Annotated in this window: 14 protein-coding genes; 6 read left to right on the forward strand and 8 right to left on the reverse strand. The window is 56.3% G+C overall.

Annotated elements, in window-relative coordinates; translation table 11 throughout:
* The first annotated feature begins 367 nt into the window (after nucleotides 1–367).
* The gene (locus tag AC01ZF_RS02280; protein WP_424676269.1) at nucleotides 368–1768 is read left to right on the forward strand and encodes an aspartate kinase; all 1401 of its coding nucleotides are present in this window, start codon (nucleotides 368–370) and stop codon (nucleotides 1766–1768) included.
* A 46-nt stretch (nucleotides 1769–1814) separates the two neighbouring features.
* Here the strand turns inward: AC01ZF_RS02280 and AC01ZF_RS02285 are convergent, their stop codons facing one another.
* Together AC01ZF_RS02285 and AC01ZF_RS02290 are read right to left on the reverse strand one after the other, a co-directional pair.
* Nucleotides 1815–2870 (reverse strand): 3-deoxy-7-phosphoheptulonate synthase, encoded by a 1056-nt coding sequence (locus AC01ZF_RS02285; protein WP_424676268.1) that lies wholly within the window; start codon nucleotides 2868–2870, stop codon nucleotides 1815–1817.
* Nucleotides 2871–3052: 182 nt separating this feature from the next.
* Entirely contained in the window at nucleotides 3053–3946 is an 894-nt protein-coding gene (locus tag AC01ZF_RS02290; RefSeq protein WP_424676267.1) for a dihydrodipicolinate synthase family protein, read from the reverse strand.
* A gap of 120 nt (nucleotides 3947–4066) precedes the next feature.
* Here AC01ZF_RS02290 and AC01ZF_RS02295 point away from each other — a divergent pair, with 120 nt between their 5' ends.
* Nucleotides 4067–5134, forward strand: a complete 1068-nt coding sequence (locus AC01ZF_RS02295) for a glucose-1-phosphate thymidylyltransferase (RefSeq protein ID WP_424676266.1) — start codon at nucleotides 4067–4069, stop codon at nucleotides 5132–5134.
* A 275-nt stretch (nucleotides 5135–5409) separates the two neighbouring features.
* On the opposite strand, the gene AC01ZF_RS02300 is transcribed toward AC01ZF_RS02295, so the two are convergent.
* The 4 genes from AC01ZF_RS02300 to AC01ZF_RS02315 all read right to left on the reverse strand — a co-directional run bounded on the left by AC01ZF_RS02300 (nucleotide 5410) and on the right by AC01ZF_RS02315 (nucleotide 9334).
* Complete coding sequence (locus AC01ZF_RS02300) at nucleotides 5410–6174, reverse strand: MmyB family transcriptional regulator (RefSeq protein ID WP_424676265.1); 765 nt, start codon at nucleotides 6172–6174, stop codon at nucleotides 5410–5412.
* A 502-nt stretch (nucleotides 6175–6676) separates the two neighbouring features.
* Nucleotides 6677–7393 (reverse strand): RAMP superfamily CRISPR-associated protein, encoded by a 717-nt coding sequence (locus tag AC01ZF_RS02305; RefSeq protein WP_424676264.1) that lies wholly within the window; start codon nucleotides 7391–7393, stop codon nucleotides 6677–6679.
* Between the two features lie 55 nt (nucleotides 7394–7448).
* Complete coding sequence (locus AC01ZF_RS02310) at nucleotides 7449–7697, reverse strand: hypothetical protein (protein ID WP_424676263.1); 249 nt, start codon at nucleotides 7695–7697, stop codon at nucleotides 7449–7451.
* A 242-nt stretch (nucleotides 7698–7939) separates the two neighbouring features.
* Nucleotides 7940–9334, reverse strand: a complete 1395-nt coding sequence (locus tag AC01ZF_RS02315; RefSeq protein WP_424676262.1) for a Cas10/Cmr2 second palm domain-containing protein — start codon at nucleotides 9332–9334, stop codon at nucleotides 7940–7942.
* Nucleotides 9335–9975: 641 nt separating this feature from the next.
* On the opposite strand from AC01ZF_RS02315, the gene AC01ZF_RS02320 reads away from it, so the two are divergent.
* The 3 genes from AC01ZF_RS02320 (at nucleotide 9976) to AC01ZF_RS02330 (ending at nucleotide 12659) form a co-directional block, all read left to right on the forward strand.
* Nucleotides 9976–10941, forward strand: coding sequence for an AAA family ATPase (locus AC01ZF_RS02320; RefSeq protein WP_428131411.1), 966 nt, complete (start codon nucleotides 9976–9978; stop codon nucleotides 10939–10941).
* Between the two features lie 270 nt (nucleotides 10942–11211).
* The gene (locus AC01ZF_RS02325; protein WP_476575078.1) at nucleotides 11212–11991 is read left to right on the forward strand and encodes an enoyl-CoA hydratase-related protein; all 780 of its coding nucleotides are present in this window, start codon (nucleotides 11212–11214) and stop codon (nucleotides 11989–11991) included.
* A 251-nt stretch (nucleotides 11992–12242) separates the two neighbouring features.
* Nucleotides 12243–12659 carry a GNAT family N-acetyltransferase gene (locus AC01ZF_RS02330; RefSeq protein WP_476575079.1) on the forward strand — a complete coding sequence of 139 codons (417 nt, stop codon included), beginning with the start codon at nucleotides 12243–12245 and terminating at the stop codon, nucleotides 12657–12659.
* An 18-nt stretch (nucleotides 12660–12677) separates the two neighbouring features.
* On the opposite strand, the gene AC01ZF_RS02335 is transcribed toward AC01ZF_RS02330, so the two are convergent.
* Nucleotides 12678–12920: an ATP-binding protein gene (locus AC01ZF_RS02335; RefSeq protein WP_424676258.1), complete on the reverse strand. Its 243-nt coding sequence runs from the start codon at nucleotides 12918–12920 to the stop codon at nucleotides 12678–12680.
* A gap of 89 nt (nucleotides 12921–13009) precedes the next feature.
* On the opposite strand from AC01ZF_RS02335, the gene AC01ZF_RS02340 reads away from it, so the two are divergent.
* Entirely contained in the window at nucleotides 13010–13684 is a 675-nt protein-coding gene (locus tag AC01ZF_RS02340; RefSeq protein ID WP_428112995.1) for a Crp/Fnr family transcriptional regulator, read from the forward strand.
* 16 nt (nucleotides 13685–13700) lie between these two features.
* On the opposite strand, the gene AC01ZF_RS02345 is transcribed toward AC01ZF_RS02340, so the two are convergent.
* On the reverse strand, nucleotides 13701–14453 hold the full coding sequence (locus tag AC01ZF_RS02345) for an HpcH/HpaI aldolase family protein (RefSeq protein ID WP_424676256.1): 753 nt from the start codon (nucleotides 14451–14453) through the stop codon (nucleotides 13701–13703).
* Nucleotides 14454–14520: the final 67 nt, after the last annotated feature.

The following is a 14520-nucleotide window of genomic DNA, read 5'->3' on the forward strand; positions in this document are numbered from 1 at the left end:
AAAGGCGCCGAGCGCGCAGAGGGTTTGATGGGTCCAGGATTGGACAACCATTACGCTCGAAGGGCACAACGCAAAGGCGCCGAGCGCGCAGAGGGTTTGATGGGTCCAGGATTGGACAACCATTACGCTCGAAGGGCACAACGCAAAGGGCGCCGAGCGCGCAGAGGGTTTGATGGGAGGGGCGGGAGTGAGAAACTAGCCAGTACCGTAGACTCTTAGCGCCTTTGCGTTTAGAAACACTTAGCGCCTTTGCGGCCTTAGCGTCTTTGCGATATTTGGGTTAAGTTGTTCGTAGCGGAATCCACGTCGCGGTGATGCAAATTGCACGCCGCGGCGTGTTTTAATTATGGGCAAGGAGGAACTTGTTATGCGTCTCGTGATGAAATTCGGTGGTACGTCGGTTGGTAGTGCCGACGCGATCCGCCGGGTGGTGGAGATTGTCGGTACGCATGCTCGCGAACATGAAGTGGTCGTCGTCGTATCGGCGATGAATGCCCCCGATCTGCGCACCACCGACACCTTGATCGCAGCAGCAAAAGCGGCGGCTGCCGGTGATGGAAATGCTACGGCACAGATTGCATCACGCCTGCTCGAACTCCATATGCGGGCTGCTGCCGAGGTAGCGACCCCGGCAGAGTGCACGGCGCTCGAACCCCAGATTCGCTCGATGCTCGATTACATGAGCGATCTTTCGCGGAGTATTGCCGTACTCGGTGAGCTAACGCCGCGCGCCCTCGATCTGTTTAGCGGGCTAGGGGAACGTCTCAACGCCCGCTTGATCGCCGCTGCACTGCGTAGCGCCGGGATCGATGCCGAAGCCATTGATGCCACCGAGCTGATCGTTACTGACGACCGCTACGGTAATGCTTCACCGATCGAACCTGACACGCGCGAGCGCAGTTGCGCACGGTTGTTGCCGCTCCTTGCCGCAAAGCGCGTCCCCGTCGTCACCGGTTTTATCGGCGCTACCCGCAACGGTGTCCCAACCACCCTCGGTCGCGGTGGTTCCGATTATACATGTGCGATTCTCGGCGCCGATCTCGATGCCGACGAAGTTTGGTTCTGGAAAGAAGTGGACGGAGTGTTGTCGGCGAATCCTAAGGTCGTTCCCGAAGCACGAACCTTACCCCGACTCTCGTATGCCGAGATGGGCGAGATGGCCTATTACGGAGCCAACGTCTTACACCCCAAGACCGTTCAACCGCTCGTCCACCGTCGCATCCCTATCCGCATTCGTAACACCTTCAACCCCAGCCATCCGGGGACGTTAATTGATGCCGAAGGCGATGGTGAGAGCGTGCGGGCGATTACGGCAATCAAAGGGTTGAGTCTGATCACCGTTGGCGGGCCGGGCATGCTTGGTTTGACCGGCGTGGCAGCGCGCATCTTTGGTGCGGTGGCGCGGGCCGGCGCCAACATTTTGCTGATCTCACAAGCCAGCAGTGAGCAGAGTGTGTGTTTCGCCATACCGAGCAACGAAGCCGAGAAAGTGGTTAGCGAATTACGCTGTGAACTTGATCGGGAATTTGCCGCCCACGATGTTGAGCATATCGGCACAATTGCGCCGGTCGTGATCGTGGCTGTGGTCGGGTCGGGCATGCGAGGTACGCCGGGGATTGCCGGGCGGGTGTTTGGCGCGCTCGGCGCGGCGGGGGTCAACGTGATTGCAATTGCGCAAGGGAGCACCGAGAATAACATCTCGCTCGTTGTATCCGAGCACGATGCCGATGCAGCGGTACGGGCTGTCCATGCCGCGTTTGTAGGGTAATCCTGGTGGAGAGGTGGGCATCAACCCGCCTCTCGTCATTACCGCCTTAGCGCTTGCTCAGCGCCAGATGGGCCTCGTGTAACAAGCGTTCGGTTGTGTCCCACCCAACACAACCGTCGGTCAGTGAAACACCGTACTTCAGCAGGCTGCGGTCGGCGACAAGTGGTTGCTTCCCCTCGAACAAATTACTCTCCAGCATCATCCCGATGATCGGCAAATCTTCTTCGACCATATAGCCGAGTACCGTTTGCCAAACCGCTTCTTGACGGCGAAAATCGCCACCGGAGTTGGCGTGACTGCAATCGACCATTACTGCCGGAGTCCGTTCGGCTTCGCGCATCAACCGCGTCGCCTGCACGATGTACTCGAGATGATAATTGGGGCCGTAGCGGCCACCACGCAAAATGACGAAACCATCAGGATTACCGGTGGTACGTACCACTGCACTGCGCCCATCTTCATCGATACCGAGAAAGCTGTGTGGTACCGCTGCCGAAACACAGGCGTTGACAGCGATCTGAATACCGCCATCAGTACCATTCTTAAAACCAACCGGCATCGAAACCCCACTGGCTAACGCTCGGTGCGTTTGTGCTTCGCTGGTGCGGGCGCCGATCGTCGCGAGACTAATTTGGTCGTCGAGGTATTGCGGACTAATCGGATCAAGCATCTCGGTCGCGACCGGCACGCCAAGTTCGTTGATCGCCAGTAACAATTGGCGGGCAATGCGCAAGCCTGCGGCCATATCGAACGAGCCGTCAAGGTGTGGGTCATTGATCAAACCACGCCAACCGACGGTGGTGCGCGGTTTTTCGAGATACGCTCGCATCACGATCAGTAACTGGTCACCGAGCGGGCGTTGCAGCGCTTGCAGGCGACGGGCATAGTCAAGAGCAGCTTCGGGATCGTGGATCGAGCATGGCCCAACCACCATGATCCGACGGTGATCTTCACCACGTAAAATCCGGCGAATCGCGTCCCGGGTTTCGGCAACCGTGTGGGTCGCAGCCTGGCTGATCGGAAGTTCGGCTTTTAGTACACGTGGTGGTTGAAGCGGTAATAGTTCACGAACGTGCAGATTGGCTAATGGTGTCTGGTTCATAGGGCGTGTGCTGGTTGCGCAAAAACGCAAAGGCGCGATGCGGCCTTCGCGTCTTTGCGTTCGATATATCTAGTAGTAGTATACCGTAAATCGGATAGATGCTTACTGTTGTAAGGCGGAATGAGGCCAATAAGATAGGCGTAGCGGCTGGAACGCAGACGCTCCGCTCATCAATTGTGTAACTATGCTCCGGCCATAATCCGCTCGTAGGCGATGCGCAGTGCATTCACCTCCTCGTTGTCGAGTGGCATGAGCGGCAGGCGTAGCGCCGTCTCCGGCAAATGACTCGTCCACGTTAGCGCCGCCTTCAATGCCGGAGGTGTATTGATGGGATCGATCAGATCACGCACAGCGCTAAGCTTAGCCTGCGCTGCCGAGACATCACCACCTTGATAGAAGGCGTCGTACACGGCACGGGCGAGATGGGGAAACGCGCTTGAGAGAGCCGTAATCGCACCGGCAGCACCACCGGCCAACGCCCGGGCAATCAACCGGTCACTCCCGGTGAAGATACGAAGTTGCGGATAGCGGTCGATCAACATTCTTGAATGCTCCCAATCGCCGCTACTATCTTTGAGACCGTAGAATTGACTCGGATGGCTTTCGAGAAGGCCATCGATGATCGTAGTTGTAATCGGCACACCGGTCACCTGGGGAATGTGGTAGAGCATGACCCGCGCATCTGCCGGCAGAGCATCGCAGAGGGCGCGAAAATAGGTTAGTACACCGATCTCTTTTGGTTGCTTGATATAAAACGGCGGCATCACCAAGATAGCATCCACTCCCAGATCGAGAGCTGCCCGGCTCAGCGCTATCGTATCGGTAAGCGCTGCGCAGCCGGTACCGGCAATCACGCTCAGCTCACCGCGGTGTTGCATAATAATATCCAGGGTGCGGATCCGTTCGGCAACGCTCATTGACGGCCCCTCACCGGTGGTACCAAGTGCTAACACGCCATAAAGACCACCGTCGGCCAAAAAGTGTAGGTATTCCGGCAGCCACTCATAATCAACCGGACCCACATCACTGGTGAATGGAGTAAGCATCGCACTGATAATACCGCGAATCTCCGCCATACAAGACCCTCCCTCACTACAACTACCTATTTTGCTGACTCTACCATAAGTTGCTAGATCTGCCACATGGTGTAGAATCAACCGGTGATACCTAAACTCATATCAGCGAAGAAGGCGGCTATGAAAGGACTTGTGCTAAGCGGTGGGAAAGGCACCCGACTACGCCCGATTACGTATACCAGCGCCAAACAACTTGTACCGGTCGCTAACAAGCCGGTACTCTTCCGTGTGATTGAAGCGATCCGCGATGCCGGCATTACCGACATCGGTATTGTGATCGGTGATACCGGCGACGAAATTCGGTCGGCAGTCGGCAATGGCCGGCGGTGGGGAGTGAAAATTACCTATATCCCGCAAGAAGCGCCGCTGGGGTTGGCGCATGCGGTCAAGATTAGCCGCGATTTTCTGGGTACTGATCGGTTTGTGATGTTTCTGGGTGATAACTGCATTCAGGGTGGGATCAGTCCGTTGATCGAACAGTTTGGTAACAGCAACTACAACGCGCAAATCGTGTTGAAAAAGGTCAGCGACCCACGCTCGTTTGGTGTTGCCGAACTCGATGACGATGGGCGAATTATCCGGTTAGTCGAGAAACCGCGCGAACCGAAGTCGGATTTGGCACTGGTGGGCATTTACATGTTCGATCACCACGTCTTCGAGGCGGTTGAGGCAATTCGCCCCTCGGCGCGAGGCGAACTCGAGATTACCGACGCCATTCAGTGGTTGGTCAGCAACGGGTACAACGTGTACCCGTACATTCACGAGGGGTGGTGGATCGATACCGGCAAGAAAAATGACATGCTCGAAGCCAATCGGTTGGTGCTCGAAGAGATGGAGCCGGCGGTACACGGGTATGTGGATCGTGATTCGCAGTTGATCGGCAAAGTTATTATCGAACCGGGCGCCGAGATCATCAACAGTACGATTCGCGGTCCGGCCATCATCGGTGAACATACGCGGATCGTCAATGCGTATGTAGGGCCGTTTACTTCGATCTATCACCATTGCCACATCGAAGAGTGCGAGATTGAGCATAGCATTGTGTTAGAGTATTGCACAATTCGCAACCTTCCCCACCGGCTTGAAGACAGCTTGATCGGGCGGAACGTGGAGATCAGTCGTAGCCCGTTACGACCGAAAGCATACCGACTGATGTTGGGCGATAACAGTTCGGTGGGAGTACTGTAGCACGATCGATCTGATGGTTATGCGCCGTACCGTTCATAACCGCTTAGCACCATTCTGACCAAGGTACGGCGCGAGCAACCTCGATGGGCCGGCAAACGCCCCCATAGTGCAGTCTTCGTAATGGAACCGACAGAGCAAGCTCTGGGATGCACACAAGCGGCGCTTCGTTCCGTCGCTTAGTGCGGCGTACTCACCTCAGCCAACGGGAGAGTGTAGGCAAACGTTGCCGCCAACCATAAGTTACCGCTCAGACATCAATCACTTCCAATGGAACTTCAGGCAGCATCCAGAACCTGATCATCCATCATTCGATTGTCTTCTACCCCCATTTCCTTATGGTAAACCTCAGGTATCGGAATGCCGAGTTCGCGAAACACCGCACAGCTTTCTGCATCAAATGGCTGCCCCGCCACGACTTGCAGAGCTTGGTTATAGTTGAGGAAGTTATAGTTGGAGAAGATAAACAGCATTTGAATCCTGACCTTGCGCCCATTGGCGGCATACATGGTGGTAACGTAGTGGGGTATCTGATCGCTGTAGGTGTATTCCAGATTGGTATAAATATCAATTTTATCCCAATACTCACTAAAGTTTGGCAATTCCCGAAAGTGCGCTAATCGCTTTTCAAACTCAGGGTCAGTTTCACAATACCTGGTTTGCAATTTAAAGCCAACAATATGTCGCTTGGCAGTCATCTCCCATTCGTCGTGATCGCAGTACAACGCGCGGTAGATCGGTGATTGCGGATCAAAGATGAGCTGGATAACATTACGCATCACGTTCAGTGACGCTCCAAGTTGCGCGCGCGTCATACCTAACAGCTTCGACAGATGATCGTTCGCATCGAGCACATCCCAATAATGGTTGAGAATATAGGCCGGGAGTGAGAGGAACGCGAGCGTCTTGCGGGCATCCGCCAGGAACGGCTCTGATTCCTCAGGCGACGGACTGACCAAGACGGAGTGATGTCCGGCAGCCGTGATGAGTCGTGCGGGTTCCTCTCCGTCACATTCCAGATAATCGGCAATATAGCGGACCATCGCGCAGTCCGGTGGCCTCTTGAGTTTTCCAGACCGAAGCGCTTTGTACGAGGGATAGACCAGATCGACAAACTGGTTGTACCTGAAAGTCTTGGGTTCACCGCGCCAGCGTACATGAGCTCTGCCCTTGATTGAGTTCCGTGCGGCGGGCTTTAAGCAGCTCTTCAACCACCTTGACAAACGCTTGGCAGGAGGGATGAACATTGTCGAGGTTGCTCATCGTTGTGTCTTTGTTGACGAATGGTAGGGCGGTGGACAAGGAACTATGCACTGTCGCGGCGCTACAATAATGATAGCGCCGCGGTGTAACCAAACCTCGCTTACGGTTTCTTTTCTGCTATATATTGTAGTCGTGCAATCGGTAAAAATGGAAGATAGTTTGGGATCATTTTGCAATCTTTGCTCCGTCGAAGCGTATATGAACCTCCACACCGAACTTCGCTCCTACCTTCGGACTGTGCTTGCATAGTCAGATGTGTCTAGATTCGGTGACCGGAATATCCTACATTGACACGTTGACAAGCAAGTGAGAATGTGCTACGCGTCGGAATATGTCTTGGATTGGTGACGGGAGTATCCTGCCAACAGAAACCAATTGCGTTGCCGGATGCTCTTGTTGATCGAGAAAGACCCTTGCCTCAACTGTCGCCCAACCCAAACCGCGCGACTTCGTGCCGCCCCAACGGGTACTGAGATGTGACGCCATCCAGAGGAGCGCGGCGTGAGACACGTCCGTAATTTGGCCGGTAATGGCGCGCGGCGAATGGAACGTCTCTTGCGCGGTTTCTTGAAACATCAGCAGCTTGTCAGCAGCCGTGCGGCGCGCGCGGTTGATCGTCACCGAAGGGCGAATCAGACTCTGATGTTGGATGCACTCAGTGCGCAGCGCATCCATCTGCGCCGGATCGCCGATAACGCCGGGCAGATCAGCGAAAAAGAGCGGTGAGCGTAATTTGGGCGTGCCAAATATTTGTTTAACTAGCGTATTTATCTCTTCGCGATCCGGCCCATCAAACGGGCTAGGAATATCTTGCTCTAACCCGCGCAGCACTTGCTCGACAGACCAGCGCAAACGGCCTTTCAATTGCGAGCCGGGGATGATCGGACGGCCCCAACCATCACGGATAATACTCTTATCAGCAATGGTCATCACGCTACCGCCGGCGCCAATGCTAAAGGCAGTGCGGCTGGCAATAGTTAATTCAATGCGTAACTGCATAGCATCTCCATCACTACTTGGCGGGCACAAACTCATAGGCTTCCAGCAGGTCTGGTCAAATCGTCTCGTAGCGTCGTTCTTTACCCGTGCCATCAAGTCGCGATGACCAAGGCGGCACATGCACCCGTTGCGGCATAGATGGCGATGGCCAGCACCACGCTTTCTCAACATGTTCGATCAGCGTCTCGCTAATGCCGCGCAGGCGCGAACGGGTGTAGAGATATTCCATTGCACTATCAAAGATGCCGGCGGTGCGGTTGCGCAACAACACCCGCTGGATGCGGTAGAGTTGCGAGCGTGGCACATTGGCCTGTTTCAGTGCTCGAATCGACGCCAGCAGACCGGCGAATTCGGCCTATGTGTAGGGGCGAGCAGTAAGACGGCGCTGGCTGTCTGAGAAATCTTGCAATGCCTCAGCGCGTAAGGCATCAATGCTATCGCTCACCATCCCGATAGACTTCAGCACCATAAAGTCAATCGCGCCGTCGAAGAAATTACCGGTTGCGTTCCGTTTGACCAGCTTCTTCGCATTTGTCAGCAGTTTTTCTACCAGATCGCGCAGGAAGAAGAAGGGGTGTTTTCTTGGGCAATCAGCACCCCAGCCGAGAGACCAACGGCGGGGGAACAGGTGCGGATTGCTTGTGCAACAGGATCGTTACCGTGATACCGGACAAGTTTCTCTTGACTATTTTCCGTTATTTTGCGCTGGATCAGCGATCCGAGCCGTACTGTCAACTCTCGCTCGAAATGCAGTGCAATCGTCAGCGCAATATCAAACGCCTTGTCTCCCGGCACGATAATGAAGAGATCATCGCCGCCGATGGCAAGAATCTCGAAGAGATGGATTTTATTCGCCGGTGTGAGATGCTCAGCTAAAGCAGTAAAAATAGCTTCTCTCGTCACCTCGCTCAACACATGCGAAACTTCGTAATAGCGCTGGGGGGTGGTCAGCGTTGCCATGAGGCGACCAATATTATTACCGTCGGCGTAGATCAGGCCGATGTAGCGCGATGGCAAGGAAGCCGCAGCGATATCTGCTATATCGGAGGCGGGCTTGATTGCAGCGTTATCAAGGTGACGAGCGTAGTTGCTTTGTGGATGGTTGTCGAGAAACTCGTGCCAGCGCGTTTCCCAAGTCTCTAAGTCCGGCGGTACGCGCCACGGTTTCAGTGTTTTCTCGAGATCGCCAATATCTACGCCTTTGACCGTGCGACCAACCGCTAGTTTGCGGGCCGATGCTTCGCTAAGCTGCCGGCGATCATCGCCGACTCGCGCTTCGATCACCGCTGAACGCACATCACTGCTGTGGCACTTCACGTCCCACGGCATTAACTCGTAATGCGGCAGATAGTGTGGCTCGCCATGGCTAGCCCGTTCATCGCGCCGGCGGTGAAACATCGTTGCCAGCACCGTTACGAGTTCGCCAAAGGTCTTGCGATTGAAGAAGCGCCATTTGAGGGCAGTTTCACTCTTGTCATTCGCAGCGAAACCTGAATCTTTATGGAGATAATAATACTGTTCCAGTTCCGCCCATTTGTTAGCATCTTGGCAGTCGTGAATAAAATCCTCAACCCAATAGAATGAATCTGTCGCTTTGTCGTGGAACAGTCTCCCATAGCGCAGTTCGAGCAGGTCGAAGCAAGCGGCGATGGCGACGCTGTTTGCGGTAAGGGTGTGTTCGGTGTAGGTGCGCTCTACTTGAGTGGCTAGTTCTTGTGCTTCGGAACAGGGAGTGAAGGCCAAAAACGAGCCGCCGCTCGCATAGATGACATACGGATGCGGTTTGGATGGATCGCCTTTCGGGAAGGCCTTGTGCCAAATCTGATGCACCTGCTGCTCGCCCACCCAATCGAGCAGCGCGCTGGCGCCGCGAATTTCAGGCAGTTTGGGGGCCTCAAAGACATAGCCCTTGATCTTGGTCGCGCCGCCGTAGACTAACACCAAGCGGCGTTGATTGGAATGTGCGTTAAGCTGTCGATTCAGCGCTTGCAGTCGCTCACGCGATGGTTTGTCTTCAGCCGTGAGCACGCGCTTGATGAGGGCAATCAGATCATCGGAAGGGGGGCGGGTGCGCAAGGCACTCGGCGATGACGCGGTTGTAGTCAGGTGTATCTGACATAAAAACCTCAAGTCTATGCTTAGGAAAATGTTGCTCTTTATCATACTATCTCCGCATGATGTGGTGCAACCTCAATCGTTGGCTTTATTGGCACTTTTAGAACATCCGTTCCAAAAACTCCTAACACCCATGTGGGTTTCGTGTGGGATAATGTGGGATAATGTGGGATAACGTGGGATTGCGAGTGTCAAGCGATTTGGTGCGCGGGTGAGATCGGGTTGTTCTCGGATATAATGATGAGCGGGAATAAGACACGGATTCACACAGGTTGGGAAGGGTGGAATAAGATACGGAATTGGCGCGAGTTGAGACGGATCGGGCATATAGGGCACGGATTCACCCGGATATGACGGATCGCTAAGGACAATGTTCGATCCCAATCCATTACATCCGTAGGTTTCTGTGTGACCTTATCGAGCAAATCGCATCCAGATCGGGTAGGTCTGCGGTAAAGAGATAGAACGTGACGTTACCATCAACCTCAACTGATGTGCGCGCGCTGGCCGAGTTTGCCGGGCGGGTGCGCGCGAATGTGGCGCGGGTGATCGTCGGCAAGGGCGAGGCGATTGACCTGTTGTTGATCGCGTTGTTGTGCGGCGGGCATGTGTTGATCGAGGATGTTCCCGGTGTGGGGAAGACGATGCTGGCCCGCGCGCTGGCGCTGTCGTTGGGGTTGAGTTTCCGGCGGGTGCAGTGTACGCCTGATCTGTTGCCGAACGATCTGACCGGGGTGAGTGTCTATCGTCCTCAGACCGGTCAGTTTGTCTTTCAACCCGGCCCGCTTTTTAGCCATGTGTTGCTGGTTGATGAGATTAACCGGGCGACGCCGCGCACGCAGAGCGCTTTGCTGGAGGCGATGGGTGAGGCGCAGGTGAGCATCGATGGCGTGACCCATCTGCTGCCGCAGCCGTTTTTGGTTTTGGCGACCCAGAACCCGATTGAGTTTGAAGGCACTTTTCCCTTGCCGGAGGCGCAGCTTGACCGATTTTTGGTGCAGGTGCGGCTGGGCTATCCGTCTCCGGCTGAAGAGGTGCAGATGTTAGCGGCGCTGGCTGGCGAGCATCCGATTACGCAGCTTGCGGCGGTGGTGGATGGGTCGCAGGTGCCGGCGTTGCAACGGGCGCTGTATGGGGTACGGGTGGCGCCGTCGTTGCGCGAGTATTTGGTGCGAGTGGCGCAGACGCTGCGCGCGCATCCCGATTTGGCGCTGGCGATGAGTCCGCGGGCGACGCTGGCCCTGTTTCGGGCCGGGCAGGCGCGGGCGGCATTGGCCGGGCGCGATTATGTGTTGCCCGATGATTACAAGGCGCTGGCGGGGCCGGTCATCAGCCATCGCTTGCTGGTGCGGCCTGCGGCGGCGTTACGTGGGCGCACGGCGGCGGATATTCTGGCTGAGGTGGTGGCGAGTGTTGAATTGCCGCTAGAGTGAGACGCAAAGGCGCAAAGATATCAAACGCAGAGGTGCAAAGGGCGCGTTTATCTGCGGAATAAGCGCATAGCATTGCGTCGCAAGGCGCAAAGATATCAAACGCAGAGGTGCAAAGGGCGCTAAGGTTTTTGGCGGTTTATCCTCAACCGTACTTGTGTCCCATCCCTACCATCCTTATTTGCGATCTTCGCGTTCTTGGCGGCTTTGCGTTAAACTCGTTGCGGCTCTGCGTTAAGCCAACCTTTTTTTCATTCACACAGGAGTATCGCTATGGCAGTGCTGACCCTGACCCGCAATGGGCCGGTGGCGACGCTGATCCTGCAACGTCCGGCGGTGCATAATGCGTTTAACCCGGAGGTGATCGCCGGCATCACCGAAGTTTGTCACGAGGTGCGGCATGACCCGGTGGTGCGGGTGCTGGTGGTGCAAGGTGATGGCCCTTCATTTTGCGCGGGGGCCGATCTGAATTGGATGCGAAATAGTTTGTCGTATTCGCATGAAGAGAATGTCGCCGATGCGACCCGGCTGGATGCGATGTTTACCGCGCTCGATACGCTGCCGCAGGCGGTGGTGGCGCGGGTGCATGGAGTAGCCTTGGGGGGCGGGGTGGGCTTGGTCTGTTGTGCCGATTATGCAGTGGCCGCCGAGGATGCGGTGTTTGGCTTGACCGAAGTGCGCTTGGGGTTGTTGCCGGCGGTGATTGCCCGCTTTGTCGCTGCCCGAATCGGGTTTGGCCATGCCCGCGCGTTGTTCGTGACCGGGAGGCGGATCAAGGCGGCGCAGGCGCTGGCGATTGGCTTGGTGCATGAAGTGGTTCCGCCAGACCAGCTTGATGCGGCGGTCGATGGCGTCGTGGCCGATCTGCTGCGCGGTGGCCCGCAGGCGATTGCGGCTAGCAAGGAATTGCTACGCGCCGTGCGCAGCGAGCCGCTGGCCGAGGTGCGCCGGTTGGCGATCGAGGCGATCGCCGCAGCGCGTACCGGCCCGGAAGGGCAGGCTGGCCTGCGTGCCTTTCTCGAACGGCAATCGCCGCCGTGGTCGATGGGGTAAGCAAATAAACGCAAAGGCGCAGAGACGCAAAGAGGGATGAACGCAAAGGCGTAGAGAACGCAGGGGTTGCTAAGGTCTTTGGGTGTTTACCCCAAACCGTACTCGCGGCCCATCATTACAATCATCTTCGCGTGCTTTGCGCCTTTGCGTTAAACCCTTTGCGACCTTCGTGTGCTTTGCGCCTTTGCGTTAAACCCTTTGCGACCTTCGCGTGCTTTGCGCCTTTGCGTTAGCGTGTGATCGGTACTGGCATGCTGCAATTTCCCGGTGCGCCAGTGTTCGAGCGCGCGCCGCGCGGTACGCTCGCGGCGGCGCTGCGCGAGATCGGCCTGCTACCGACGTTGCAATTAGCGGCCACCGTCTCTCGTACCCTGTTCGGCGTCTACCGGCACGATGATGCGCAGAGCGCCTTGATCCACAGTGTCGTGGTGGCGGCGGCGGTGCGCGGTCGTGGTGCAGGGCAGGTATTGATAGCCGCGCTGGAAGATCGCATCCATGCTCGCGGCTTGGCCCGCGCCCGGTTGCAAGTGCTGGCGAGCAATACCGGTGCGCAGCGATTCTATCGCCGGTTGGGGTATCGCGAAGTGTGGTGGTTAGACGGCTGGTGCACCCGGTTGGGTTGGCCCAGCTTTGTTATGGAAAAAACCGTCGTCCCGCTGTCGTCGTAGTTTGCCTCGTGCCGGCCATCATCCATCCCGGGTCGTGCAGAAGGTGATGGTAAACGGTCGCCCAATCGCACCTTGCGGGCAATAGGTTTCGCAGAGTGGGCAGAAGGTGCACGCACCTGCATCAACAATCACCGCGTATCCATCGCGCACTGCGACCGCATGCGTCGGACAGAGCGCTTCACAGATACCACAACCGTTGCAGCGGTTGCGATCTATTTCGGGTAGGACGGTGGCGGCAGAGGATAGTGGTTGTGTGATCATACCCTCACCCCTTTTCAATCCTTCTGCTCGCCACTATAATGATGTTGTCGTCGGTATGCAGTGACAATCATCACACCGGTAAGTAGCAATTGAGTAACGAACGAATAGCCCAATTACGACGGGTGAGTTTCTGTTCGCACTTACCCGAATCTACGGTGCAAGCGTTGGCAACGATTGCCTACCCGTGTTCGTACTCGTCGGGTGCTGTGATTGTGTTAGCCGGCGAACCTCCGCAGGCGATGTACGCGATTGTTGCCGGGCGGGTGAAGTTGGTGCGAGTCGCCCTCAATGGCCGCGAGCAGATCGTCAATGTCATGGGCGCTGGTCAACATTTCAATACCGTGCCAATTTTTGACCACGGCCCTTGTCCGGTCAACGTTCAAGCAATTACCGACGTTGATCTGCTCGTACTGCCGATTGACGCTATGCGCCGGTTGGTCGCCGAGCATCCACCGTTGGCAATGGCGTTACTGCGCGAATTTGCCGGCCGCTTGCGCCACATGGTCAATCTGATCGATAATATTGCCCTGCACAGCGTGCAGGGCCGTTTGGCACAATTGTTGCTTAATCGAGCGATTGCTTCTGAACAGGGTGAGATTGTCGCACCGCTCACCCAAGCCGAAATGGCGGCGATGATCGGTACCGTGCGCGAGATGGTGAGCCGTACCCTTCATCAGTTTGAAGCGCAAGGCTTGATCCGTATCGAGCGCGGCGCAATTGTAATCTGTGATCGCGAGGGCTTGGTAGCATGTGCGGAATCGTAATGGTGTAGCTCTCCTGCTATGCCCGTACCGTTTGCAAAGCGGCAACAGCCCCTTTCATGATCAAATCCCCATCATTCACAATCGTGATGAAATTGAAGCCGAGTGCAGCCAAATCGGCAGCAAGATCGGGGTTGGCATAGATGCCGGTTGCAAGCCCACGTTGCCGGCAGACGGCGACGATCCGGCTGAGTGCAGCCCGGAAGGGAGGTGCGGAAAAATCGACCGGCACCGGTAAGCCGAGGCTCAAGCTCAGGTCAGCCGGTCCGACATAGAGGCCATCAATGCCAGGTACGTCGGCAATCGCCTCAAGCTGCTCCATCGCGTTTGCCGTCTCGATCATCGGCATTAGCACCGGCAGTTGCGCCACTGCCGCCGGTGCTGCGACCCCGTGAGCCACACCAACTCGTACCGGCCCATAACTACGTATCCCTTCTGGCGGGAAGCGGCAAGCGGCTACCAACGCTCGCGCATCGTCGGGGCCATTGATCAGTGGCGCGATAATCCCTGCTGCGCCACGGTCTAATGCTCGCATAATCGCCGCCGGTTCGTTCCACGCTAAACGTACAAATACCGGACAGCGGCGCTGATCGATGGTATGCAGAATCTGCAATGCGGTCGGGTCGTCAATGAGGCCGTGCTGTAAATCAATAGTGAGCGAGGGAAAACCGGCGGTAGCCAGCAACTCGGCGCTCCACGGGCTGGGAATGGTCAGCCATGCGTTATAGACAACGGAGCCGTTGGTCCACTGTTGGCGGATCGTGTCGATCATAGTAGGAGTCTCCATCTTGTCGGCGGGAATGTCTGCATGGTAGCACAGAATGGCCTGGCGCAGACAA

It is taken from the genome of Chloroflexus sp., from assembly GCF_056331925.1.

What these genes read in the sequence shown, in the direction of transcription:
- AC01ZF_RS02290 (WP_424676267.1), bottom strand. Translation starts at nt 3,946, where the DNA reads ATGGCGGAGATTCGCGGTATTATCAGTGCGATGCTTACTCCATTCACC.
- AC01ZF_RS02300 (WP_424676265.1), bottom strand. Translation starts at nt 6,174, where the DNA reads ATGGTCCGCTATATTGCCGATTATCTGGAATGTGACGGAGAGGAACCC.
- AC01ZF_RS02305 (WP_424676264.1), bottom strand. Translation starts at nt 7,393, where the DNA reads ATGCAGTTACGCATTGAATTAACTATTGCCAGCCGCACTGCCTTTAGC.
- AC01ZF_RS02280 (WP_424676269.1), top strand. Translation starts at nt 368, where the DNA reads ATGCGTCTCGTGATGAAATTCGGTGGTACGTCGGTTGGTAGTGCCGAC.
- AC01ZF_RS02295 (WP_424676266.1), top strand. Translation starts at nt 4,067, where the DNA reads ATGAAAGGACTTGTGCTAAGCGGTGGGAAAGGCACCCGACTACGCCCG.
- AC01ZF_RS02325 (WP_476575078.1), top strand. Translation starts at nt 11,212, where the DNA reads ATGGCAGTGCTGACCCTGACCCGCAATGGGCCGGTGGCGACGCTGATC.
- AC01ZF_RS02330 (WP_476575079.1), top strand. Translation starts at nt 12,243, where the DNA reads ATGCTGCAATTTCCCGGTGCGCCAGTGTTCGAGCGCGCGCCGCGCGGT.
- AC01ZF_RS02345 (WP_424676256.1), bottom strand. Translation starts at nt 14,453, where the DNA reads ATGATCGACACGATCCGCCAACAGTGGACCAACGGCTCCGTTGTCTAT.
- AC01ZF_RS02285 (WP_424676268.1), bottom strand. Translation starts at nt 2,870, where the DNA reads ATGAACCAGACACCATTAGCCAATCTGCACGTTCGTGAACTATTACCG.
- AC01ZF_RS02335 (WP_424676258.1), bottom strand. Translation starts at nt 12,920, where the DNA reads ATGATCACACAACCACTATCCTCTGCCGCCACCGTCCTACCCGAAATA.